This is a genomic window from Gloeobacter kilaueensis JS1, assembly GCF_000484535.1.
GTDB lineage: Bacteria > Cyanobacteriota > Cyanobacteriia > Gloeobacterales > Gloeobacteraceae > Gloeobacter > Gloeobacter kilaueensis.
Map to the genome: position 1 here is coordinate 1609487 of NC_022600.1, position 22629 is coordinate 1632115.

Sequence of the window (22629 nt, forward strand, 5' to 3'; positions counted from 1 at the left end):
CCAACTGCAACCTGTGTGCCCCTTCCCCTTAAAAAGGGAGGGGGTCTTTTTTGCCCAGCCGCCACCCAAACACCACCCGTAAGCGGAGCATCGGGCGATTCTTGCCTTTCGACACGGACGCCAACGACTACGCCTCCTGCGACTACACCGTCTCAGCTCAGCATCGAGTGCGCCGCCTTCGGCATCGGCGGCTTCATCAATCGCGGCTGCCGCACCCGCCTGCCCAACTTCCAGACCAATTAATTTATTGCTTCAAACAAAAAGCTGTTCCCTGATTTTCAGGGAACAGCTTTCTAGAGTGAACTTACTACCGGTAATTAGCCGCCGATTTCAAGGCGGCCACCAACGGTAAATGTCGTCCCTGGTGCAGGTACGCCGATCGGATCCTGGTACTGAGCATCCGTAATATTGAACACACTACCTAGCAGGGTGAAGTAGGGTGTGAGCGGAATTTCAGTGTTCAAGTTAAGAGTGAAGAACGAAGGGGTGGAGAACTCGTTGTAACCCTGCACGTAACCGTCTTGATATCGACCCACCAGCGAGGCCAGAAAGCCCTTGTTTGCGTAGGTAAACCGGATACCGACGTTGTTGTAGGGAATACCAGTGTTCTGCACCTGATAGGTAAACAACTGGCTATTGAATGAATCAACTGAACCTTGAGGGCGCTGGTCGTTGTTGGTCCAGTTAACTAACAGGGAGAACTGATCGCTGATCTGCCATTGGCCCTGAAACTCAATACCGGAGGAGTAGAGGCTTTGGAGGTTTTGCTGTTGCTGCAGAAGAGGAAACTGAGAAGTTGGATCACCTGCGACACCAAAGTTTTGGTTGACAAAGACCCGAGTACCGATGAAACCGTCGAGGTAGATATTGAAGTAGGTAGCTCGGAAAAACAAGTTGTTGGCTGGTGTAATGTCAACACCTGCGTCAACCGCTACACCTGATTCTGGACGGAGGTTGGGGTTGGCAAGGAAGACACCACCTGCGACGTTCAAATCACTGATCGATGGAGCATTGAAGACGTAGTTCCAGTTGGCACGGAAAGAGAGCCAGCTGAGCGGTGTAATGCGCACACCAACGCCGGGAGTAAGCACTTCACCAAATTGAGAGCTGCTGGTGTAGCGCAAACCCACGTTCGCTTTTACCAAGTCGCTGAAGCTGATGTCATCGATGATGAAAATCGACGTACGGGCAATGGATTTGTCAAAGAAGCTACGACCACGCTGCCTTTGCTGATAGGACCGATCTTCCTGGAAATTAATGCCGAAGGTAAGAGTCTGACCAGGAGAAATTTGCCAGTTGAGAGCAGTTTCTGCTACAAACTTGTCACCCTGCGTGTAAGGCTGTGAAGCAGGGTTAGGATTGAAGATGCCAAAAGGGGCATTGCCAGTACCAATGAGATTGCTATTCACAATGAAATTGGGTGGCACAGTGGAGGTGTTGCCGAAGTGAAGGTAGTAGACGTAGCTGTTGAGCGAGATGGTTGGTGTGATATTGTAATCCCACTGAACGGCATATTCTGCTTGAGACTGATTAGAAACCTGGAAGGTATCAATTGTGCCAGTGAGTGGTTCAGCTCCTTTGTAAGACTGACCAGTTGGGAAGACAATTTTACCGTTGAACGAAGTGTTGTACGAATAGGGTAGAGCTAGCAGTGAAGACGGCGTATTGAAGGTGTAACGAATCGGGTTGCAGCTCTGCTCCTTGCCAGACCTATCAAGAGGCAGGAAGTCTGTGCCTTCCAAGGTGCCATTTGGTGTGGATGAAAGGCCGCTGAAGCAAGGAGTAAAGGCATAGTTTCCAGGTCCATTGCCTGCGTTCTGAGAGTTTTGGTATGTGACGCGAGCAGTAACCTTGTTGCTTGGGTCGGGCTTGAAGACAAGCTTGCCAGAATAAGAATCACTGGCGTTAAAAGAGTTGTCGTTGATGCCATTTGCAGTGTAAGCAGGTCCAACCTCTGGCTTGAGGTAGCCGTAGAGGGAAGTGCCATCAGGAAAGCCACCGTTAGCACAGCTAGAGACTGTAGGATTCCCCTCTGGGTCAAGTATCTGTGGGCAACCAGGATTACTCGCAACATCGCCTGGACCATAATACTGGGCCTGGTTGGGAATCCGGATTGAGTAGGGATAGTTGTTTTGCGCCGTTAACCCGGTGTAGACAAAGTTGTAGCTGAAGGTGTCGTCGCCGCCGCCGTACTTAGCCACGTACTTGTTGAAGCCGTAGGAGCCGCCCTGATATTGCAGAGTGAGCTTGGGCGGTCCTTTCGGTGTTTCAGTAATGATGTTGATGACACCTCCCACTGCACCCGCACCGTAGCGCAACGTGGCACCGCCAGTCACAACCTCGATGCGCTCGAGATCTTCGACCTGAATGCGCGAGATGTCGGAGCGGTTATTGGAGGCTCTTTGTAGCGGTAGGCCATCTCTTAATATCTGGAAGCGCTGATCGTCGAAGCCACGCAAGAAAACGCCACCGGCGTTACGGACACCACCCAGGGCGGGCCCGGCCTGGAAACCGGGTACCAGTGTCAGAGCGTCGGTGACGGTCGTAGCGTTCTGGGCGCGGAAATCTTCTTTTTTGACGGTGTAGACGACCGACGGAATGTCGCGGGCGCGGGCCGGACGGCGGGTGGCTGTGACGTTTACTTCATCTAGGACGTCGATGCCTTCGTCGGCGGGCTCAGCCGGTTCGGCGGCTGTCTGGGGTGCGGTTGGGGCAGGTTGGGCCTGGCTCACCCGCTTCGTGGTTGCCGGGTTCGTCCAGTTCCACATCGCCGGAGGCGGCCCTGCCAGATCGGAGGCGCTGCTCGACGACTGGTCTAGAAGATATTTGGCACTGTCGATACTTAAGGTGCCGCTGCTGAACTGGGCAGCTCTGGCGATTGTTCTGGAGGCAGTCTCATGAGCAGGGACTGGTTTGGCAAGGGCGACTGAACCACATAAGACAACGCTTGAAAAAGCAGGTACAAGCGCTGCCGCAATACGCCAAGCACCCACACCGGGTTGGCTGGTAAGCTTCATTTTTCCGTTCACTCCATACCACAAGTGGACCTGATCTAGCATCCAGCTTTCGTGAGAAAACTGGATGACCCAGTGTAAACCAATTTTGGCCGTTTAGAGCAGTACAGAACGAACAGTTCATAAAGATCGCAGCCCAATTGCAGCGATCGCTGACATCTGGCCCTGTTTGCTGGTCAACGCCAAAAAACTAGACCCAGGTATAGGTCTACAGGTTGAGAATGCTCCAGTGCAGGCTGTAGAACGGTTTTGGGCCTGGAGATGATACGAATGGCCGGGCCAGTTTGTTGCGATTCACCAACTGTTTACCGTGAACCTCCTACCAGGGTGTAATGTGTTAACAAGGTATTCGCTCCTTGTCTTTCAGCGTGGCAAAAGCGCATGGGAGGCGGGCGGCACCAACTGTCCGTATGGGATCTAAGGGAGAATGGCAGTAATCGAATGGTTTTTTCGCGGCGGCATCGTCATGTACCCGATGCTGCTCTTGTCATTGATTTCGCTGGCGATCATCATCGAGCGCATCCTCTACTGGACAAGGCTGTTGCCCAGGCAAAAAGCCTTCGTCGAACAAGCCTTCGCTGACGAGCGCTGGCAACCGGAGCAACTGCGAAAGCTGATAAACGAAAACGCAGACATTCCCCTTGGCCGCATCTTCGGCTCGGCACTGTCGATCAAGACCGACGACGAGACTGCTTTTCGCCTGGCTCTCGAAGGGGCAGCCAAAGGCGAGATTCCCAAGCTCAAGCGCTTTGTCTCGGTGCTGGACACGATTGTGACGCTCTCGCCTTTGTTGGGTTTGTTGGGGACGGTGCTGGGTCTGATTAACTCGTTTGCGTCGTTGGGTCTGGGCACCGAGAATTCCAGCAAGGGTCTGGAGGTGGCTGGGGGCATCTCCGAGGCGTTGATAGCGACGGCGACGGGGATGATCGTGGCGCTGGTGACGCTTATTTTTGCGAGTACGTTTCGGGCGTTGGCTCGTCGTCAGGTGACGCTGATGGAGACGGCGGGTACACAGTTGGAGTTGCGCTGGCGGATGGCAGGCGGGAGGGCACTGAGCAATGTCAGTTAAGATGGGCGGCGGCGAAGACGATGGCGTCGCCGGTGAGATCAACGTCGTTCCACTGATCGACGTCTTGTTCTCGATCCTGACGTTCTTCGTGCTCGCTTCGATCTTTCTCACTCGTCAGCATACGCTTCCTCTCGATCTGCCGAAGGTGACCCCCGGCGATCCGCAGCAGCAGCTCAGCAAACAGTTGACGCTGACGATCACCGACAAGGGCAAGTATCTTCTTGACAAGACTCCGATCGAACTGGACAAGATCGGCCCGACAATCAAGGCGGCGCTCGACAGCAATCCCAACGAGATGGTCGTAATCGCCGGCAACAAAGAAGCAGAGTATCAGTACATCGTATTTGTTCTCGACGCCCTCAGGAAGGTCAATGCAACCCGGATCGCTATGGCAACAGACACCGAGTAGCGGTGGCAAGATCATCGTTCTGTGCTTTCTCGGCAGCGCCATCCTGCACGCCGGACTGTTCATGGTCCGCCTGCCCGAACCCAAAGCCCCCGAACTGCACAAAACCCAGAATGTCGTCATGGTCTCACCGGTCCAACCAAAAAAGCTGCCTCCCAAACCCAAACCCGAACCTCCCAAACCCAAACCCCCTGAACCGAAGCTCACCAAAAAAGTCGTCCGCCAGAGTGCCCCTCAAAAAGCAAAAGCCTCCCGTCCGATTCTCAGCACCAAGGCGACCACTCCCAGTGAATCGACCGTCTCGGAGAGTCAAATTGCGGGTTCGCGGGGCACCGGTTACGGCACCGATTCAGGCAACGACAACGGCAGCACCAGCCCGACGGGCGTCGATAACGGCAGTGGAGGCAGTGCGCCTGTGGAGGCACCGCCGCCTCCCCCGCCGCCGCCGTTGGTGAATGCGCGGCCCAAAGGAGCGGTGCAGCCGGACTATCCGGAGATAGCCCAGCAGAACAACTGGGAAGGCAAGGTGATCGTCAAGGCGTACATCAACGCGGACGGGAGTGTGGGGGAGGTGCAGGTGGTGCGTTCGTCTGGTCATGCAGAGTTGGACCAGGCGGCAATCGAGGCGGTGAAGCGGACGCGCTTTGAGCCAGCGCATCGTGGGGAAGAAGCGGTAGCGGCGTGGGTGCGGGTGCCCATCACCTTCTCCCTCCAGTAAGCGACGATCTACGCTCCGTCGGGGTGGACCTGCCCCTGCTTGATCGTAAGAACAGTAGCCGAGTGCAACCACTGGCTGTCAAAAAGTCCCAGATGGGTCGTCGTCACGATCGTCTGGACGCGCTCCCCAATCGCGCCAAGAAGCTGGTCCTGCCGGTGCAGATCCAGTTCTGCCAGCACGTCGTCGAGCAATAAAAGCGGCACCTCGCCCGTCACCTGCTCCAGTAGGTTCAGTTCCGCCAGTTTGAGCGCCAGCACGAGGGTGCGCTGCTGGCCCTGGGAGCCGAACTGGCGGGCCGGGATGCCATCGATCGTCAGCTCCACTTCGTCGCGGTGCGGTCCCACCAGGCTGGTGCCCCGGCGCACCTCCAGCGCCTGCTTTTGCGCAAGGAGTTCTGTGAGCGCCTGTTGCACGCTCTGGGCATCCTCGCGCTCGAAGGCGATCTGTGGCTGGTAGTGAATCGCAAAATTCTCGCGCCCGCCGCTGATCGCCCTGTGCCAGTGCTGGGCCAGCGGTGCCAGCCGCAACAGCAGGCGGTGGCGGCGGCGCATCACCGGGGTGGCGTGGCGGGTGAGCAGATCGTCCCAGAGGGGCAGTTGCTCTGCGAGCGCCTCGGAGCTGAGATCGGTCCGCCTGAGCAGGGCGTTGCGCTGATGGAGCACCTGGAGATACTGGGCAAGCAGACTGGTATAAATCGGCTCAAGCTGCAGCAGGATGCCGTCGAGCCAGTCGCGGCGGGTCTCCGGTGCGCCGCGCACCAGATCGAGGTCGATGCTCGAAAAGGAGACGCAGTTGAGATAGCCGAGCGCCTCCGCCTGGGTGCGCTGGGTTTCACCCCCCAGCCGCACCGTGCGCCGCTTACCGGCGCGCAGGATAAGTTCAAGTTCGACTGTACCTCCCAGCCTTTCGATCCGGGCGGCGACACGGCTTTGCTCTTTGCCCTGGGTCACCAGTTCGCGGTCGCGCAGGGCACGGCTTGAGCGGCCCGTCGCCAGAAGCTGCACCGCCTCCAGCAGGTTGGATTTGCCCTGGGCGTTGTCACCCACCAGAATCGTCTTGGCACTGCTGAGATCGAGGGCCAGCTCGGCGTAGTTGCGAAAATCGTGCAGCTGAAGCGATTGCAGGAACACGGGCAGGGCCGGGACGCACTTTCTCAGAGTAGTCTGAACACGGTGGGCCCGCCGAAAGCGATAATAGGCAGGGACACCTGTTCACCATTATGGCCAAAACGCGCACCCAGTTTACCTGTACCCAGTGCGGCTACGAGAGCGTCCGCTGGCTGGGCCGCTGTCCCGGCTGCGATGCCTGGGATAGTTTTATCGAGGAGACGATCGCCCCCGCCGCTGCTGCCAGTCGCGTTCCCGCTGCGGCCCAGGCCGCACCCCGGCCCCGCGCCGCCATCGCCCTTACTGCTCTAGATCAGCATTCCCAAAGCCGCATCTCCTCGGGGTTCGCCGAGTTCGACCGGGTGCTGGGAGGCGGCATCGTCACAGGCTCACTGGTGCTCATCGGCGGCGATCCGGGCATCGGCAAATCGACGTTGCTATTGCAGGCCGCCTGCCGCCTGGCCCAAGCGCAGCCGGTGCTCTACGTCTCAGCCGAAGAGTCCGCCCAGCAGGTCAAGTTGCGCGCCGAGCGGCTGGAACTGGCGGCGTCGGGGCTGTACCTGCTGGCTGAGACCGAACTTGAGACGATCCTTGCTGAGCTGGAGAGCCTGCAGCCGGCGATTGCGGTCATCGATTCGATCCAGGCGGTGTACCTGAGCGCCCTCAGCGCCGCCGCCGGTTCGGTCTCCCAGGTGCGCGAATGTACTGCGGCTCTGATGCGTCTGGCCAAGCGCACCCAGACGAGCCTGTTCATCGTCGGCCACGTCACCAAAGAAGGAGCGCTCGCGGGCCCCAAAGTGCTCGAACATCTGGTCGATACGGTGCTGTACTTCGAGGGGGACCGCTTTCAGAGCCATCGCCTGCTGCGCTCGGTCAAAAATCGCTTTGGGGCCACCCACGAGATCGGGGTCTTCGAGATGATGGGCCAGGGGCTCGCCGAGGTCGAAAATCCTTCTGAGCTTTTTTTATCGGGCCAGGACGAACCGGCTCCCGGCACAGCGACGATCGTCGCCTGCGAGGGCACCCGGCCCCTGGTGGTCGAATTGCAGTCGCTGGTGAGCCCCACCAGCTACGGCTCCCCGCGCCGCACCACCACCGGCATCGAGTACAACCGGTTTTTGCAGATTCTGGCGGTGCTCGAAAAGCGGGTCGGCATCCCACTTTCGCGGCTCGACGCCTACGTTGCCTCGGTAGGAGGGCTCGATGTCTCAGAACCCGCCGCCGATCTGGGGGTGGCCGTCGCCGTCGCCGCCAGCTTTCGCGATCGGATCGTCGATCCACAGCTGATTATTTTGGGGGAGGTCGGACTGGGGGGGCAGGTCCGCCCCATCTCACAGCTGGAACTGCGCCTCAAAGAAGCTGCCAAGCTCGGTTTTAAGCGGGCCATCGTTCCGCGTGGCTCGGCGCACTGTGCGATCGATATGGAAATTATTCCGGTCGCCCGCGTGCTCGACGCGCTGGTGGCCGCCCTGGGCGGACCGGTGCAAAGTCCCCCCGATCAGCCCGGCGATGAGTAGATTCTTGCAGCTGGTTTTCAGAAAACTTAAGTATTGTCACCGACCGGACTCCGTTAAAATGAGAATAGATAGGGTGAAGGAAGGCAGGCTCTGTGATAGCTGTGGCTCGTCAACCCGCAAGGCAGGAGCGTCGAACCGTAACGTTCGCCTCGACTTTGTTTTTGCGGCCCATCCTCGATCTGCTGCTGGCTGAAATCAGTCCTCTGTGGCGAGCGGAAGTGCGCCTTGGTTTACAAGAAGCCCTGGTCAATGCCGCCTGCCACGGCAATTGCCTCGATCCTGACAAGCGGGTGACGGTCCACTTCAGCGTCGCTCCCAACTACTACGTGTGGATCATTGCCGACGAGGGATCGGGCTTCGATAAACAGCAACCCTGCGCCGACGCGGTTCCCTGCAGCGATTGGGAGTGTGGCCGGGGCTTATTTATCCTGCGCCAGATCTTCGACGAGGTGCAGTGGCTGCCCCCCGGCAACCAGTTGAGGCTGTGCAAATATATCCCCCGCGAAGCGCGTCCTCAACTCAGTTGAGTTGCGCTAAACTGGGCGGACTCTGGGGATCGTTATGCCGGAAGAGCAAGCCAGCCTGTTTCATTTCGGGCAAAATGCACCATCGCCCGAACCCGACACCTTCGATCGCATTCCACAGGATGTCCGGGTGCCGATTGCACCAGGAACCTACAGCACCTTCGATCAAATTACAGCCCACTGCAATCGCTGCCACCGCTGCGAACTGGGGGCGACCCGCACCCACGCGGTCGTCGGTCGGGGCAACCCGGAGGCAATCTTGATGGTGGTGGGTGAGGGGCCAGGCGAAAACGAAGATCTCACAGGCATTCCCTTCGTCGGCAAGGCCGGGCAACTGCTCGATAAGATCCTCAGCTCCGTCGGGCTCGATCCCCAAAAAGATGTCTACGTCTCGAACATCGTCAAGTGCAGGCCGCCCGGCAACCGCAAGCCCAGCCCCGAGGAGATGAAAGCCTGCGTCGGATACCTCAAAGAACAAATTCGCCTGGTCGATCCAAAGATTTTGCTGTTGGCTGGGGGCACAGCCGTCGAGGGGCTCACCGGCGACAAGCGCGGCATCACCAAGATTCGCGGCCAGTGGCTGGAGTGGGAGGGGCGCTGGGCGATGCCTTTTTTTCACCCGGCCTTTTTGCTGCGCAACCCGAGCCGCGAGGCCGGTAGCCCCAAGTGGCTCGCCTGGCAGGACATTCAGCAGGTGCGGGCCAAATACGACGAGCTTATCGCTCCTCTTAGCGCCGGGTAAGAATCTCGACCCCTGTCTCGGTGACAGCGACAGTATGCTCGAACTGAGCGGAGAGGGAACCGTCGGCGGTGATAGCGGTCCACTTGTCGGCGAGGACTTTGGTTTCCCAGGAACCGGCGTTGATCATCGGTTCGATCGTAAAGACCATGCCGGGGCGCAGGCGCGTCCCCTTGCCGCGCGTGCCGTAGTGGGGCACCCAGGGTTCGGTGTGAAAGATCTTGCCGATGCCGTGGCCGACAAAGTCGCGGACGACGCTGAAGCCCGCCGCTTCGGCGTGGGCCTGGATTGCCGCGCCGATGTCGCCCACTCGCGCCCCCGGCTTGACCTCGGCGATGCCCAGCATCAAACACTCGTAGGTCGTCTCGACCAGGCGGCGGGCCAGTTCGCTGACTTTGCCGACGCAGAACGTCTTGCTGCTGTCGCCGTGCCAGCCGTCGAGAATCGGGGTGACGTCGATGTTGATGATGTCACCTTCTTTGAGGAGCTGTTTTTTGTTGGGAATGCCGTGGCAGACGACGTGATTGACGCTGGTGCAGATGTGCTTGGGATAGCCGTGGTAGCCCAGGGGGGCACTTGTCGCACCGTGGGCTCTGGTCCACTCGGCGCACAGGCGGTCGAGTTCTTCGGTGCTCACCCCCGGCTTGACAAAGGGCTCGATGTAATCGAGCAGCTCAGCAGCCAGCCGACCGGCGGCGCGCAGCTTTTCGATCTCTTTGGCCGATTTGATTTCGACCGGTTTGGGAATTTTGAGTTCCATCGGATTTTGGGTGAGGATTGCGACTTTTTTTATTGTGGCAGAAGCGCTCCCGCCAAAGCTAGAGCGCAAAAGCGTCGAAGGCGACAACCGGCCCATCCGGATGCCCAGTATCGAAGGCGTAGCTGGTGATCGTGCCGTTCGCTGTCTCCAAGATGCTGAAGGCGGTGATCGTGTTGCTCGCCAGATAAGGCAGCGGCTGGCCGTGGGCGTCTGTGAGCGGGGCGAGCGTGGGCACCACCGGCTCAAGCCCGCCCGGATCGCCCGCCCGGCAGTAGTCCGCTTCGTCGGGCACATTCTCGCGCTCCGCTCCGCCTGTGTAGGCCCCGAAGGTGTTGCCGACGTTGGCCGTCTCAAGGTAGTGCGTCGCGCCGGAGTCGAAGCGATTCCACAGGTGGCTGTGGCCAAAGAGCACCAGCTGTACGCCGTGGGCCTCCAGCAGCGGCTTCAGATCGTTTAGCAGCTGGTCTTGGGCCTTTGGATAGCGGTAGCGCACGGCCTTGATCCGGCCCTGGTCGTCGCGGGTAATGTCAGCTACCGGATCACAAAAAGGCGGCACGATGTTGCCTCCCAGACCGTGCAGCGGATGGTGGAGCATCACGATCCGGTAGCGGGCGCGCCGAAATTCCGGCTTGAGCAGTTCTGTTTTGAGCCACTCGTACTGGAGGCTACCGGCGCAGACCGGTTCAAAGATAAATTCGCCGTGCCCCCAGTGCTGGGGCGAATCGAGCTGGGCTGGATCTTCGCTGTATTTGCCCTTTCGATCCCGAAGGGGCGAGCGCCAGACCCGCGTCCCATAGAGGGCGATGAGCCGCACGTCGCCGAAGCTCAGCGCATAGTAGGGCGGTGCGCCGAAGAGCGTCTGGTAGCTCCAGCTGTTGTAGGTGTGGGCGATGAGCTGCGCCTCGGCAATGCCCAGAGCGCGAGCGGCCTCGACGGGCCGGGCACTGGCCAGGCTAAAAGCGGCCTGATCTGCCACTGCGCCCATCACCTCGTGGTTGCCGATGCAGGGAAAGATCGGGGCGTACTGCAGGAGCGCTCCGCCGCGATAGACCCTGCCTGCGAGGGCGTAGTGGGCGCGGCCCTGCAGGCAGGCAAAAAAGGCATTGCCCCGGTTGTCGTCGAACCACTCGCTGACCCGGTCGGGCACATTCACCAGATCCCCTGCAAAAAAGACGGCGTCCACCCGGCCCACGGTCTGCTCGACCTTCTGGAGATTGGCCGCCACCATCGGCAGGAGCTGATGATCGGAGGTGAGCAGGATCTTGAGAGCACTCCCTGCCGCCGGGGCGGCCTTGAGGGCAAAGATGTCGCTGCTGGTGCGGCGGCCCTCGAAGTGGCTCACCACCCGGTAGGGCAGCACCTCCCCGGCATCGAGACCACGAACGATCGCCTCGTGCCGGTAGATAGGCCGGTAGCAAATCCGCTCATAAAGCTCGCCCTGGCCGTGCTGGCTACCGACGTGGGAGCGGCCATCCTCGCCCAGGGTTGACAACCGGCGGCTGGTGGCCGGAACCACCCGCTCCAGCCTGTGGCCCACGCGCACGCTATGGTCGCTGCCTGCCCCCTCGCTGAACCAGACGACTCGCACCGTCTTTGGCGTCGGCCACAGCAGCAGAGGATCGCTTAAATGGGCCATGACCTGGGCAAGAAACAGCGGTAAACAGAATAAAGAAGCGGTCGTGGAACTCCAGACCGCCAGGAGCTTCGCTGTAGAGTCGTACAGCGAACCTGAGAAGCTATTGCGCTCTGTTGTTGTTGTACCACAAAAGAACTGGATGCTCCGCTTTTGGAGCCCGCTGTCATCGATCGATTGGAAACTGGCTATTGCTGTCACAGCGCTCTGAAAATCTCATTTTTTTCATGAATCTTGACGATTCCGGTTTTGGAATTTGACCATAATACAGAGGGAGATATTTGAGCGAGCAGAACGGCCCGGTTCTGTTCTTAATGCTGGCGTTTTTTGCAGTCGGTGGCGGCCTTTGATCGCAACCGATGCTGTGGTCGTGGGCGTTACGAAACGGGACGGTCCTGCTCGTTGTGATGAACCATTAGGAGAACCGCCATGAATGTGCTCACCGGCAGCAACCAGAGGGGCAGCAAGCTGTTCAAGGTCACGATCAACCCCACTCCGGCTGTCACCCACCACGAGTGGCCCAGCCTCGACACCTACGAGCCGAGCCAGAACAGCTACAGCCTCCTGGTCCCCCTGGACCGGCTTCTGTCCGAGATGACCCAGATCAAGAACAAGGGCGGCCGCATCGTCGAGATCGTCGCAGCGGATGTGGCGGCGACGACCGACCAGAGCACGGTGGTCTTTGAGTCGGCTGCCCGGCCAGTGGTAACGACCCTGTGGTCTAAAGCTTCCGAGCAGGATGTCCAGGCGGTGATCACCGCCGCCTACAAGCAGGTATTCGGCAATACCTACGTCCTCGAAAGCGAAAGGCTCGTCTCCGCCGAGTCGCTGCTGCGCAACCGCTCGATCAGCGTCCGCGACTTTGTCCGCTTTCTGGCCAAATCGGACCTCTATAAAGAGCGCTTCTTCTCCTGCACCTCCAACAACCGCTTCATCGAGTTGAACTTCAAGCACCTGCTAGGCCGCGCTCCCTACAACCAGTCGGAGATCGTCGAGCACCTCGACCGCTATCAGGCCCAGGGCTACGAAGCTGAGATCGACTCGTACATCGACAGCGACGAGTACAGTGCCGCCTTCGGTGACACGATCGTGCCCTACTATCGCGGTTTTAAATCCCAAAACGGCCAGACGATCGCCGGCTTTGAGCGGATGTTCCGCCTCTATCGGGGCGACGCCGGTAGCGACACCAACTTGAACCAGACCGGCCAGGTGCGCCGGGTCGATCCCAAAAAATTGCTGCGCTCCGGTCGCGGCATCGTCTAAAACCTGCCGGCACCGGTCTTTCTCCTCCTTGTGAAGGACCGGTGCGTCAGTACTGTCGGGGGTTGACTTGACTAAGAAGCCAATGTAAACTTTGGCTTGATATTCCTTAATAGTTATTAACAGTAGGCAGATGGATAAACTCGGCTTGCTTTCGGCTGGCGCGCCTGCTTCGGTGGGCTTCCTGGCAGCGTGGGTGGCGATTGCATCGAGGAGCGCCGGTTGCCGGCGCAGATAAAGACGCCAGACGGACCGGTAGCGGGCTTTTCGACAGGGCAGTTTTTTGGAGCCATTGTCTAACTGTCTATGCCAGGACTGCAGAATGCGTCTGTATTCTGTTTCTATCTTCGACGGAGAAAGTCACAGGAGCGAAGGCTGTGGATAGATCCTTGAGATGCCGGATGCTACTCTCCCACAGTTTCGATATTCCCGAAGAAATTGTCGTCAGGCTACGCCCTGAAGCGATTGCCAGAATTTTTATCGATAGCCTCAGTTTATTTGCGGATATCGATTGCCGATTCCTTGAAAATAGCCCTTACTGGCTACTGGAAATTCTGTTCCCGATCGCCGAAATTTCACCCGAGCAGATCGGGCAACTCTGCGCCAAAGCGCTCGTTCAAAGGCGAACCGAACAGCAAGCGGGTGGCTGGCTGCGCTCGGATGTCCTTGTACTCGGGGTTCTACGCACCAATCCGACAAGAAGCAGTTCCCCAGACGCCCTGCAGCCGGGCAACTGGGGAGTGGACATCGTCGAGACAGCTTCGAGCGAGCAATTTCTCAAGGCGATTGGCTGGGAGGCCAAGATTGCCCAGCAACCGGCTGACGCCTTCTTCAAGCTCGTGGTGAGCTAAAACCACTCAGGGATTTTTGTCCGGCGGCTCGGGTGGTTCGGGCGGATTGGCGGGTGCGTCGATGGTAACGTCAGGCAGTTGGATGTCGATATCCGGTACAGAGATGCTCGCATCGGCGGCTTCGAGGGCGCGCAGGGCGTAAAGGCGCAGCTTGGCGTCCGGGTCGTTTCTGGCGATACTTACCAGCTTCTGGAGGGCCAGTTTGCTATCGGATCTGGCGAGGGCGCGCAGGAGGGTCCGGCGCTGGCTGATGTCACTGGTGCTGTCGTAGAGGTTCACGAGAGTCTGCACACTCGCCTCGGTACGCATCCGAACGATCGCCCGCAGTGCCTCCTGGCGCACCGCTGCGTCCGGGTCGCGGCGGACGATGTCAGCAAGCAGAGCCAGCCGCTCAGCGTCGCTGAGGGCCGATTTCGGCGGGTTGTGGGGGCGGGCTTTTGCCACGTCTACGACCGGCATGACATCTTTAAGGTTGCGCAGCACCCGGTCTTTGATCTCCAGGCCAAGGTCCTTGAACTTCATTGCGGCGGCCACGCTATCGCGGATCGTGTCTTGCTGGTCTTTGAGGGTGTCCTTCAATTGCTGAGCGTCAAAGACCATCTGCCTGTGGCCGTCGCCGTCGGTGATCGTGATTGTCCCCTGGGGGGCGGTGTCCGCCTGGGCGAGGCGCGGTAGGAGCGGATGGCGGACCGGAGTGGGCGGCACCGGTGGCTGGGGCGGATGGGGGGGACGCGCTGTTTTTGCAACGGGCGCAACCGGGGGCTGGGCAGGCTGGGGAGCGGCGGGGGGAGTACTGGCAGCGGGTACCGTCGCCGGAGTCACAACCGTCACTGCCTCCGGCTCGACAGGCAGACCCAGCCGCACCGGTACGGCGATTACGGGCGAGTGGCTGCTGATGACGGCCATCAGGGCGAGGGCAAAAAGCGCAACGGCCAGATTGGCCTTCCGCAGGTGGGGGCTCGCTGGACGGCGGCTGTCGAGCAGCAGAGTCACCCGATAGGCGATCTGCCTGCCGATCGAAAGGCTGCCCGCCGCTGCCTGGGGAGCGTGGGCGAGCAATTCTACCAGCCGGGCAAGGCACTCGGCGTAGGGACGGGCTTTGCCGGTAACCGCCACCACCCAGTCGTCGCAGGCGATCTCGCGCTCGCTTGCCAGCTGCCCACCGATCAGGCGCACCGCCGGATGATAGAAAAAGACCGCCTCGATGAGCCGCTGAGCGAGGTTGCTCCAGTCGTCCCAGCGCCGCAGGTGGGCCAGCTCGTGCAGGCCGACTTGATCGAACTGCGCTTCGCTCAACTGGTGGGCCAGTTGCTCAGGAATGAGAATCACCGGCTCGAACAGTCCCACCGCCACCGGCACCTGGATATCGGCGCAACTGCCCAGGCGGATCCTCCGGCGGCTGTGGCCGTAGTCCAACCAGTGGGCGAGCCGTGCCTGGTGGCGCGCCGGCAGCGGCCTCATGGCCCGCTTGAGCCGGCCCAGCTGCCAGTAGGCGATGAGCACCCGGCTCAACATCGCCACCGCCCCGCCCAGCCACAGACCGAGTAAGACCAGCGGCCAGTCGCCGCCCGGCAGCGGCCAGGCTACCTGATGCTGTGGGAGGTGCGGAGAGTGAATTGCGCTTTTGGCAGACGCTGGCCGGGCGGATGGTGTTCTTGAACTGTGGGCGCGGGCCAGCCGGGGCGCACGCACGACCACCCCCGGCAATTCAAAGATGAGCACTCGCGGACGGGCATGGAAGTCTGCTGTGAGTGGCGGCTGTGAGGCAACCTGCAGGTGGGTCCAGGGCAGCCAGAGCATTAAAAGCAACGTCGCCCACCAGATGGCAAAGCGGGTGGTGGCGTTAATCCGGCGCTGCAACATCCGCAAGCTGACCCAGACAAGGCCGGCCAGCAGGCTGCCCTGCCACAGACCATTAATCAGCCCTTCGACCAGTTGGGCTGCAATCGGCTCAAAGCTGTTCACTGCCGTCCTCCTGTGCATTTTTGATCATCGCTTTCAAGCGCTCCAACTCGTCCGCATCGATCGCTTCGTTTTCGAGAATATTGAGCATCAGCAACTCCGGCGAGTTGTTGAAAAAACGGCTCACCACGTACTGCACCGCGCTGCGCCGCGCCTGGTTGCGGTCGATGAGCGGATGGTAGACGTAAGCCCTGCCTTCCTCGGTGTGGCGGACGTACCCCTTCTGTTCGAGAATGCGCATGGTCGTGAGCACCGTGCTGTAGGCGAGGGCGAGGCGCTTGGGCAGTGCCTCGACCACCTCCGCCACCGTGGCCTCCCCCCGCTGCCACAGCACCTCCATCAGCCGCAACTCTGCCTCGGTCAACGTCGGCGACTTCTTTCTGGCCACAAGTGCTCCTCCTGCTCACTATTAAAAAATTCGTAGACCCCTGCCGTCAGCCTACCGGAGCGCCGCTTTTTCTGTCAACTAAATAATTAATAGATTGAAGGCTGGATCGATCTTCAAGCCGCAGGTGCGAGCCGATGCGCTATGCTACGGGCGAACCAGGACCACAGGCTTGTTATGGACGTTCGATCGACTGCGCCCGGTGCCAGCTTGCGAGGTGAGCTGCCGCTGGAAGCCTGTTTGAGTCGGCAGCAACCGCTTGCTGTGCGGAGCCGATCGCCAATACCCGCCAGGGCAAAGCGGCGCTCCCTGACGTTCTGGGGGCTGCCTCTGGGGGCAGTGGCCCTCACGGCGGCAGGTGGCATGGGCACCGGTGCCGGGGTGATGGCGTTGCTGTTGCCGCCTGTACCGCCGCAGCCGACAGTAGCGATCAAAGGACAACCTGCTGCGGCCCCCGCCCTTGCGGAGCGGACTCCCGTCCTGCTCCCGACGGCTGATCCCCGGCCCATCGTCGCCGAAGTGCTCGCCGCCGGTGGTCGCAGCGATCCGTTTGTTGCCACCGACGCTCCGCAGGCGGTGGCTCTGCCTGCCCTGGCTCCTGCTGTTCCCCCGGAGGGGAGTGAACTTGCCAGTCTGGTTCGCCCATCGCAGGCAATGGCGCTTTTGCCGGCGGTGCCGACGGGTGCTGCGCCCCACATCCTGCCGCCGCCGGCGCTGGTCAGCAGGTTGCTGCCCCTTTCGACCACCGCTGAGGCACCGGGTCCGCTCGCAGCGCTCCCGCCCGCCCCAGCCGCGATTGTTGTCGCCCCGCCCGCCGCCGTGGACAGCGCCGTGAGTCCCAGCCTGGTGGCCATCGCTGCTCCCGAAGCTGCACAGGCAGGCGACCTCTCAAGCTGGCAGCTGGTCGGCACTGCCCTTTCTGGTTCCAATCGCATTGCCCTGCTGCACACCGGCGGCAGTGAGAGTACCGTCTCGGTCAGCGAAGGGCAGACGGTGGCGGGCTGGCTGGTAAAAGCGATCGACGAAGAGCGCATCGTGCTCGTCCAGAACGATCAGCAACACATTCTAAAAATCGGTGGCTGATGGGCAGGCGCACTGGCTTTGCCCTGCTGGTTCTACTGCTCATCGGGGTCGGAGCGCTCAGGGCCGAAGACAGCGTTGATTCTTCGACTACCGAGACGGTGCGCGTCTTTCCAGATAACCCCCTGCCGGGCAATACCCTGCAAATCGTGACCCGCAATCAGGTGGCGGTGCGCTTTGAAGAACACGACTTTCCCAGTTTCCCGATCGCCACAGGCGAATGGCGCGCTCTGGTGCCGCTCTCGGCGCTGATGCACCCGAGGGAGTATCCCCTGGAGGTTCTTTCTGGCCCCAATACCTGGACGATCCCGCTTAGAGTAGCGCCGCGCCGCTTTGGGCTGCAGCGCATTTCACTGTCGGCTGGCCGTGCTGCGCTCGAAGCCACCCCGACCGAGGAGGAGGCGATCGGCAGCGCCCTGCGCACCTTGAGCCCCGAACAGTTCTGGCAACTGCCCTTTCGGCGACCGAGCGGTGGCCGGATCTCGAGTGGCTTCGGCCTGAGGCGCACCTACAACGGCGTCCTTGAGCAGAACTACTACCATCGCGGCTACGACTTTGCCGCTCCGCAGGGGGCGGGCGTCATCGCCCCCGCCGCCGGTCGCGTCGTGCTCGTCGGTACGACCCAGCGCGGCTTTCGCCTTCACGGCAACACCCTCGTCCTCGACCACGGCCAGGGGGTGACGAGCATCTACATTCACCTGTCGCGCATCCTGGTGCGCCGGGGAGAAATGGTCAAAGCCGGTCAGCGCATTGCCCTGGTCGGCAGCAGTGGCCGGGCCACCGGAGCGCACCTGCACTGGGGCATCTACGCCCACGGCGTCGCCATCGATCCGGCGGACTGGCTGGCGGGGCGCATCTGTTGCCGGGCTTCCGGCAATTCTTCCGCCGCTGCGGCTGAAAGTGCTTCATAATTCTTTGTATGCAGGTTTCCGTTTTTCACACGCCCGAACTGGTTCCCGAGGGCCGGCCCGCCTGTGCTGTCGCCATCGACGTGCTGCGCGCCACCTCCACGATCGCCACAGCCCTCGCCAATGGGGCGGCGGCGGTCCACGTCTTCGCCGATCTCAAGACACTCGATGCCGCTGCCAACCATTACCCGCAAGACCAGGTGCTGCGCGGCGGTGAACGCGACGGCAAACAGGTCGAAGGTTTTGATTTTGGCAACTCGCCCTTTTTTTGCACCAGGGAGCGGGTAGCAGACCGGCACATCTTCATGAGCACGACCAACGGCACGCGCACCCTCCAGCGCATCAGCCACGCGCCGGTGGTGCTCACCGCCGCTTTGATCAACGTCGCTTACGTGGCCGAATTTATCCGTGCCCAGGCGTTTGAGACCGTCTGGCTGGTGGGCTCCGGCTGGCAGGGCAGCTTTTCGCTGGAGGACACTGCCTGCGCCGGTGCCCTCGTCGAGCAGTTGGGCGGGGCGGCCAACGACGAGGCAGTGGCGGCGGCAGCCCTCTTCGACAGCTGGCAGGACGACCTGGTCGAATTGTTCGAAAAGGCCAGCCACGGCCAGCGTCTGCTCAAACTCGGCCTGCTCGACGACATCGTCTACTGTGCGACGGCCAACTCGGTGCGCTCTCTGCCCTGCCAGCGGGAGCCGGGGGTTCTGGTGCAGGGGCTCACCGGATGAATTTTGTGGTGAGCGTGCTGATGTTTCTGTTTGCGCTCACCGGGGTAGCCGGTTTTTATGTCGATAGGCTCGTAAGCGACCTGATCCGCTCCCAGTTGCAGGGGGCGGAGCGGCTGGAGGTGCGGGTCGAGGCGATCCCCAACTACAAGCTCGCCTGGGGAGATATCGACCGCTTGCGCTTCGCCGGGCGGGGTCTCAGCGTCCGCCCAGGGTTGCGCATTGCCTTACTCGACCTGGAGACCGACGCCATCTCCGTCGATCTCACCTCCCTGGGCAAAGTGCCCAGGTTGCGGCGGCCCCTGCAGGCGGCGGTACACGTCGAACTGAGCGAGGACGACCTCAACCGGGCGCTCAATACACCCGAAATCCTCAAGACCCTCGAGACGATCCGCGTCGAATTGCCCGGTGCCGTCGGTGGTTCCGGTCAGCCGGAGGTGGCGACTTTTACCCAGCCACACATTACGCTCTTAAATGCCAACGAAGTGCTGCTGCAGGCGGTCGTCAAAGTCCAGGGCCGCACCGAGACACTTCTGGTGACCTTTCGCTCCGGGCTCGCTGTCGAAGATGGCCTGCGCCTGCGCCTGGTGAAGCCCACGTTTACCCTCAACGATGTGCCGGTTCCGCCGGAGATCGCCGATGTCTTCTTGAGCAGCCTCAATCAGATCGTCGATCTAGAGCAACTGGCCTCCCAGGGTATTCAGGCGCGCATTCTCAAATTTGCCGTCACCCCCGGCGAGATGGACCTTGCAGGCTTTGCCCGGATCGACAAGATCCCAGGCACTCCCTGAGGAGACGGACTATTTTTGCCGGCGGCCAAACAGTGTGCTCACCACCCCGACCACCAGGAACAAACAGGCCAACAGCACCAGCGGCAATATCTGATTGAGAGCATTGCCAGTAATGAGCAAGTAGACGGCGATCACCAGCCACAACACCAGCGACAGGGCAAGCCAGACACCAAACATTGGCTTTCTCGCTCTTTGCGGTTCTACTCTATCCGCTCATCGCTCAGCGGGAGGTTTTGGCAACAGAGCGCACCGGCAGCGGTTTTGCCCTTAATATGTCTGCAGTTTTGATCACGACTTTATGCGACTTGAGTGGCTTGATTGGGCGATCATCTTCATTTACTTTCTAGGCTCGCTTGCGATCGGGCTATTGTTTACCGGGCGGGCGGGCAAGAACCTGAGCGAATTTTTTCTTTCTGGCCGGGATGTGCCCTGGTGGCTGGCGGGTACATCGATGGTCGCCACCACCTTCGCCGCCGACACACCGCTGGCGGTGGCGGGTCTTGTGATCAAAAACGGAGTAGCTGCCAACTGGCTGTGGTGGAGCTTCGTGATGGGCGGTATGCTCACGGTCTTCTTCTTTGCCCGGCTCTGGCGGCGATCCGAGGTGCTCACCGACCTCGAATTTATCGAATTGCGCTACGGCGGCAGACCGGCGGCGCTATTGCGCGGTTTTCGCTCGCTCTACATGGGTATCGCCATCAACTCGATCATCATGGGCTGGGTCACCCTGGCGATGGTCAAGATCCTGGGGCTGACGATGGGCATCGATAAGTGGCACGCCGTCTTCTTTTGCTTTGCAGTCACCGGCTTCTACACGATGCTCTCGGGGCTGTGGGGGGTACTGGTCACCGACGCCTTTCAGTTTGTGATCAAGATGACCGGCTGCGTCGCCCTCGCCATCTTTGGCCTCAACGCCATCGGCGGCATCGATGGCCTCAAAGCCTCCCTCGACACCCACTACGCCGCCAAAGGCGGTGCCGATGCGATCCTGGCCCTTACCCCCGCCTTCGATTCGCCCTGGATGCCCATCGGTACGTTTCTGGTGCTGGTGAGTATCGGCTGGTGGGCTTCCTGGTATCCGGGAGCGGAGCCGGGCGGCGGCGGCTACGTCGCCCAGCGCGTCTTCTCCTCGCGCACCGAAAAAGATTCGCTGCTTGCCACGCTCTGGTTTACCGTCGCCCACTACTGCCTCAGACCCTGGCCCTGGATTCTGGTCGCCCTGGTCGCTCTGGTATTGCATCCGGAACTCACCGCTCCGGGAGCGGACCCGGAGACGGGCTATATCCGGGTGATGATCGACGTGTTGCCCTTCGGCTGGCGCGGATTGATGCTTGCGGCTTTCGCTGCCGCCTACATGTCCACGATCGCCACCCACCTCAACTGGGGCACGTCCTATCTCATCAACGATTTTTACCGGCGCTTTTTGCGCACGGACGCCTCCGAAAACCACTACGTCTGGGCCTCGCGCCTCGCTACGATCCTGGTCATGGTGCTGGGGGGGCTCGCGACCCTCAACATGGACTCGATCAGCGGAGCCTGGCAGCTGATGCTCGCCCTCGGGGCCGGTACGGGGCCGGTCTATCTGCTGCGCTGGTACTGGTGGCGCGTCAACGCCTGGTCGGAAATCTCTGCCCAGGGGTGCGCGCTTTTAAGCTACGTCGTGCTCAGCTACTGGCTGCACCTCAACACCGACAACCCCAACGACCTGGCGCTGTCGCTGGTGATCTCGGTGACGGTGACGACCGCCTGCTGGCTGGTGGTCACCTTCCTCACCCAGCCGGAGACCCCGGCAGTGCTCGAGCGCTTCTACCGCCGGATCCACCCGGAGGGACCGGGCTGGAAACCCGTGCGCAACCGCCTCGGCCTGCCTGCTACCAGTTTTTCGCTCTCCGCTACGATCAACTGGCTGTGCGGCGTCGTGCTCGTCTACGGTTTTCTTTTTGGTGTGGGCAAGCTCATCTTCAAAGAATGGCTTACAGGCAGCCTGTTCGTGGGCGTGGGCCTCGTTGCCGGTCTCCTGCTGGTGCGCAACTTCCAGGGCTTTGCTCCCCCGGCTGACGAAAGGCTGCCGGAACCTGCTGTCGGCGAGGAATGATCATCCGCCTGTCAAGATGGGTTTTAACTGCGCCTCGTGGCGGGCGATCCACTCGTAGATTTCCTGCAGGGTACTCTGGGCATCCCGCTCCGGCTGCCAGCCCGTCTCAGCCATTGCCCGGCGCGCATCGGTGATAAAAACCGGCACATCCCCCGGTCGCTCCTCGGCCACCGACAGGATGGAGGCTGTCCGGCCAGTGATCTGCCGGCAGAGCGCCGTCGTTTCCAGAAGCGAAAGTGAGCGCTCCACTCCACCGCCGACGTTGAAGGTCCGGCCTTGAAGCTGTTCTAGCTGCTGAATTTGCCGGTCGATGAGTTCCAGCAAATCCGCGATGTGCAAAAAGTCGCGCACCTGCTTGCCACTGCCGCCAAAGCCGATGTAGCGCAGCGGCAGACCAAAGTAGTGCGCCGCCATCCAGAGGGCAAACACCCCCTGGTCAACTTTGCCCATCTGCCAGGGGCCGGTGAGCACGCCGCAGCGGTTCACCAGCGTCCGCAGGCCGTAGGCGTCGGCGTACTCGCCCACGACAAGTTCTGAGGCGAGCTTGCTCGCTCCGTAGAGCGAACGGACTCCCTCCAGGCCAAAACCTTCGGCGATGCCGTGCTTCGAAGCTCCCGGCAGGTTTTGCTCACCAGCAAGCTGCAGGCGCGTCGCCGTCTCGGTGTAGCGCAGGTTTCGCAAACCAGCGATCGGATAGACCCGGCTGGTCGAAAGAAAAACAAAATCCGCTCCGGTCGTGCGGGCCAATTCCAGGCAGTGAACCGTGCCGAGCAGGTTGGTCTGGAGCAAATACAGCGGCGCTGCGTACCCGGCGAGCACCGACGGCTCAGCCGAGCATTCGAGGATCAAATCCGGAGCCAGCGCGCTCGGATCTAGATCATCGCGGTTGCGCACGTCGCCGTGCACAAAGCGGATCCCGGCTTTTTGCAGCCGGAAGAGATTCAATTCCGAACCGCGCCTTCTGAGATTGTCAAAGGCTGTAATCTGCCAGTCCGGATGGCGCTCAGCCAGACCCAACCCCAGCTGGCTCCCGACGAAGCCGGCACCGCCAGTAATTAGAACCCGCCGCGCCACGTCCCCCCAGGCCAG

Annotated in this window: 21 protein-coding genes; 13 read left to right on the forward strand and 8 right to left on the reverse strand. The window is 60.8% G+C overall.

Translation table 11 applies throughout. The annotated features are described in order from the left end of the window. Nucleotides 1-317: 317 nt before the first annotated feature. Nucleotides 318-3017, reverse strand: a complete 2700-nt coding sequence (locus GKIL_RS07650) for a TonB-dependent receptor domain-containing protein (RefSeq protein WP_144080348.1) — start codon at nucleotides 3015-3017, stop codon at nucleotides 318-320. Nucleotides 3018-3441: 424 nt separating this feature from the next. Between GKIL_RS07650 and GKIL_RS07655 the strand changes: the two genes are divergently transcribed. The 3 genes from GKIL_RS07655 to GKIL_RS07665 are packed head-to-tail and all read left to right on the forward strand — an operon-like array spanning nucleotide 3442 to nucleotide 5207. After that, nucleotides 3442-4083 (forward strand): MotA/TolQ/ExbB proton channel family protein, encoded by a 642-nt coding sequence (locus tag GKIL_RS07655; RefSeq protein ID WP_023172931.1) that lies wholly within the window; start codon nucleotides 3442-3444, stop codon nucleotides 4081-4083. Between the two features lies 1 nt (nucleotide 4084). After that, nucleotides 4085-4492, forward strand: coding sequence for an ExbD/TolR family protein (locus GKIL_RS07660; RefSeq protein ID WP_041243805.1), 408 nt, complete (start codon nucleotides 4085-4087; stop codon nucleotides 4490-4492). After that, the gene (locus GKIL_RS07665; RefSeq protein WP_023172933.1) at nucleotides 4455-5207 is read left to right on the forward strand and encodes an energy transducer TonB; all 753 of its coding nucleotides are present in this window, start codon (nucleotides 4455-4457) and stop codon (nucleotides 5205-5207) included. Before GKIL_RS07660 ends, GKIL_RS07665 begins: the two co-directional genes overlap by 38 nt. A gap of 8 nt (nucleotides 5208-5215) precedes the next feature. Here the strand turns inward: GKIL_RS07665 and recF are convergent, their stop codons facing one another. Further along, a complete protein-coding gene (gene recF / locus GKIL_RS07670) occupies nucleotides 5216-6337 on the reverse strand; it encodes a DNA replication/repair protein RecF (protein WP_023172934.1) in 1122 nt (373 codons plus the stop codon). Between the two features lie 89 nt (nucleotides 6338-6426). Between recF and radA the strand changes: the two genes are divergently transcribed. The 3 genes from radA to GKIL_RS07685 all read left to right on the forward strand — a co-directional run bounded on the left by radA (nucleotide 6427) and on the right by GKIL_RS07685 (nucleotide 9096). Further along, nucleotides 6427-7830, forward strand: a complete 1404-nt coding sequence (gene radA, locus GKIL_RS07675) for a DNA repair protein RadA (RefSeq protein WP_023172935.1) — start codon at nucleotides 6427-6429, stop codon at nucleotides 7828-7830. A gap of 92 nt (nucleotides 7831-7922) precedes the next feature. Beyond that, a complete protein-coding gene (locus GKIL_RS07680) occupies nucleotides 7923-8357 on the forward strand; it encodes an ATP-binding protein (protein ID WP_023172936.1) in 435 nt (144 codons plus the stop codon). Nucleotides 8358-8391: 34 nt separating this feature from the next. Then, nucleotides 8392-9096, forward strand: a complete 705-nt coding sequence (locus tag GKIL_RS07685) for a uracil-DNA glycosylase (protein ID WP_023172937.1) — start codon at nucleotides 8392-8394, stop codon at nucleotides 9094-9096. On the opposite strand, the gene map is transcribed toward GKIL_RS07685, so the two are convergent. Then, a complete protein-coding gene (gene map / locus GKIL_RS07690; protein ID WP_023172938.1) occupies nucleotides 9083-9853 on the reverse strand; it encodes a type I methionyl aminopeptidase in 771 nt (256 codons plus the stop codon). The two genes, GKIL_RS07685 and map, sit on opposite strands and share 14 nt — an antisense overlap. A gap of 58 nt (nucleotides 9854-9911) precedes the next feature. Then, nucleotides 9912-11489, reverse strand: a complete 1578-nt coding sequence (locus GKIL_RS07695; RefSeq protein WP_041244506.1) for a metallophosphoesterase family protein — start codon at nucleotides 11487-11489, stop codon at nucleotides 9912-9914. 426 nt (nucleotides 11490-11915) lie between these two features. Here GKIL_RS07695 and GKIL_RS22490 point away from each other — a divergent pair, with 426 nt between their 5' ends. Beyond that, the gene (locus tag GKIL_RS22490; protein ID WP_023172940.1) at nucleotides 11916-12749 is read left to right on the forward strand and encodes a phycobilisome rod-core linker polypeptide; all 834 of its coding nucleotides are present in this window, start codon (nucleotides 11916-11918) and stop codon (nucleotides 12747-12749) included. Nucleotides 12750-13147: 398 nt separating this feature from the next. After that, the gene (locus GKIL_RS07705; protein WP_023172941.1) at nucleotides 13148-13597 is read left to right on the forward strand and encodes a DUF2656 domain-containing protein; all 450 of its coding nucleotides are present in this window, start codon (nucleotides 13148-13150) and stop codon (nucleotides 13595-13597) included. 6 nt (nucleotides 13598-13603) lie between these two features. Here the strand turns inward: GKIL_RS07705 and GKIL_RS07710 are convergent, their stop codons facing one another. Both GKIL_RS07710 and GKIL_RS07715 read right to left on the reverse strand, forming a co-directional pair. After that, nucleotides 13604-15562: a M56 family metallopeptidase gene (locus GKIL_RS07710; protein ID WP_023172942.1), complete on the reverse strand. Its 1959-nt coding sequence runs from the start codon at nucleotides 15560-15562 to the stop codon at nucleotides 13604-13606. Further along, nucleotides 15549-15947 carry a BlaI/MecI/CopY family transcriptional regulator gene (locus tag GKIL_RS07715; RefSeq protein WP_023172943.1) on the reverse strand — a complete coding sequence of 133 codons (399 nt, stop codon included), beginning with the start codon at nucleotides 15945-15947 and terminating at the stop codon, nucleotides 15549-15551. Before GKIL_RS07715 ends, GKIL_RS07710 begins: the two co-directional genes overlap by 14 nt. A 237-nt stretch (nucleotides 15948-16184) precedes the next feature. Between GKIL_RS07715 and GKIL_RS07720 the strand changes: the two genes are divergently transcribed. Genes GKIL_RS07720 through GKIL_RS07735 form a run of 4 tightly spaced genes read left to right on the forward strand, consistent with a single transcriptional unit; the run spans nucleotide 16185 to nucleotide 19445 of the window. Continuing rightward, nucleotides 16185-17027, forward strand: coding sequence for a hypothetical protein (locus GKIL_RS07720; protein WP_187293903.1), 843 nt, complete (start codon nucleotides 16185-16187; stop codon nucleotides 17025-17027). Further along, nucleotides 17027-17935 carry a M23 family metallopeptidase gene (locus GKIL_RS07725; RefSeq protein WP_023172945.1) on the forward strand — a complete coding sequence of 303 codons (909 nt, stop codon included), beginning with the start codon at nucleotides 17027-17029 and terminating at the stop codon, nucleotides 17933-17935. The genes GKIL_RS07720 and GKIL_RS07725 overlap by 1 nt, the downstream gene beginning before the upstream one ends. An 8-nt stretch (nucleotides 17936-17943) precedes the next feature. Further along, on the forward strand, nucleotides 17944-18657 hold the full coding sequence (locus GKIL_RS07730) for a 2-phosphosulfolactate phosphatase family protein (RefSeq protein WP_023172946.1): 714 nt from the start codon (nucleotides 17944-17946) through the stop codon (nucleotides 18655-18657). After that, nucleotides 18654-19445 (forward strand): LmeA family phospholipid-binding protein, encoded by a 792-nt coding sequence (locus tag GKIL_RS07735; protein ID WP_023172947.1) that lies wholly within the window; start codon nucleotides 18654-18656, stop codon nucleotides 19443-19445. Before GKIL_RS07730 ends, GKIL_RS07735 begins: the two co-directional genes overlap by 4 nt. A 9-nt stretch (nucleotides 19446-19454) precedes the next feature. On the opposite strand, the gene GKIL_RS25230 is transcribed toward GKIL_RS07735, so the two are convergent. Further along, nucleotides 19455-19622, reverse strand: a complete 168-nt coding sequence (locus tag GKIL_RS25230; protein ID WP_023172948.1) for a hypothetical protein — start codon at nucleotides 19620-19622, stop codon at nucleotides 19455-19457. Between the two features lie 121 nt (nucleotides 19623-19743). Between GKIL_RS25230 and GKIL_RS07740 the strand changes: the two genes are divergently transcribed. Then, entirely contained in the window at nucleotides 19744-21540 is a 1797-nt protein-coding gene (locus GKIL_RS07740; protein WP_023172949.1) for a sodium:solute symporter family protein, read from the forward strand. Here GKIL_RS07740 and GKIL_RS07745 read toward each other — a convergent pair whose 3' ends face one another. Further along, nucleotides 21541-22614 (reverse strand): NAD-dependent epimerase/dehydratase family protein, encoded by a 1074-nt coding sequence (locus tag GKIL_RS07745; protein WP_023172950.1) that lies wholly within the window; start codon nucleotides 22612-22614, stop codon nucleotides 21541-21543. Nucleotides 22615-22629 lie beyond the last annotated feature (15 nt).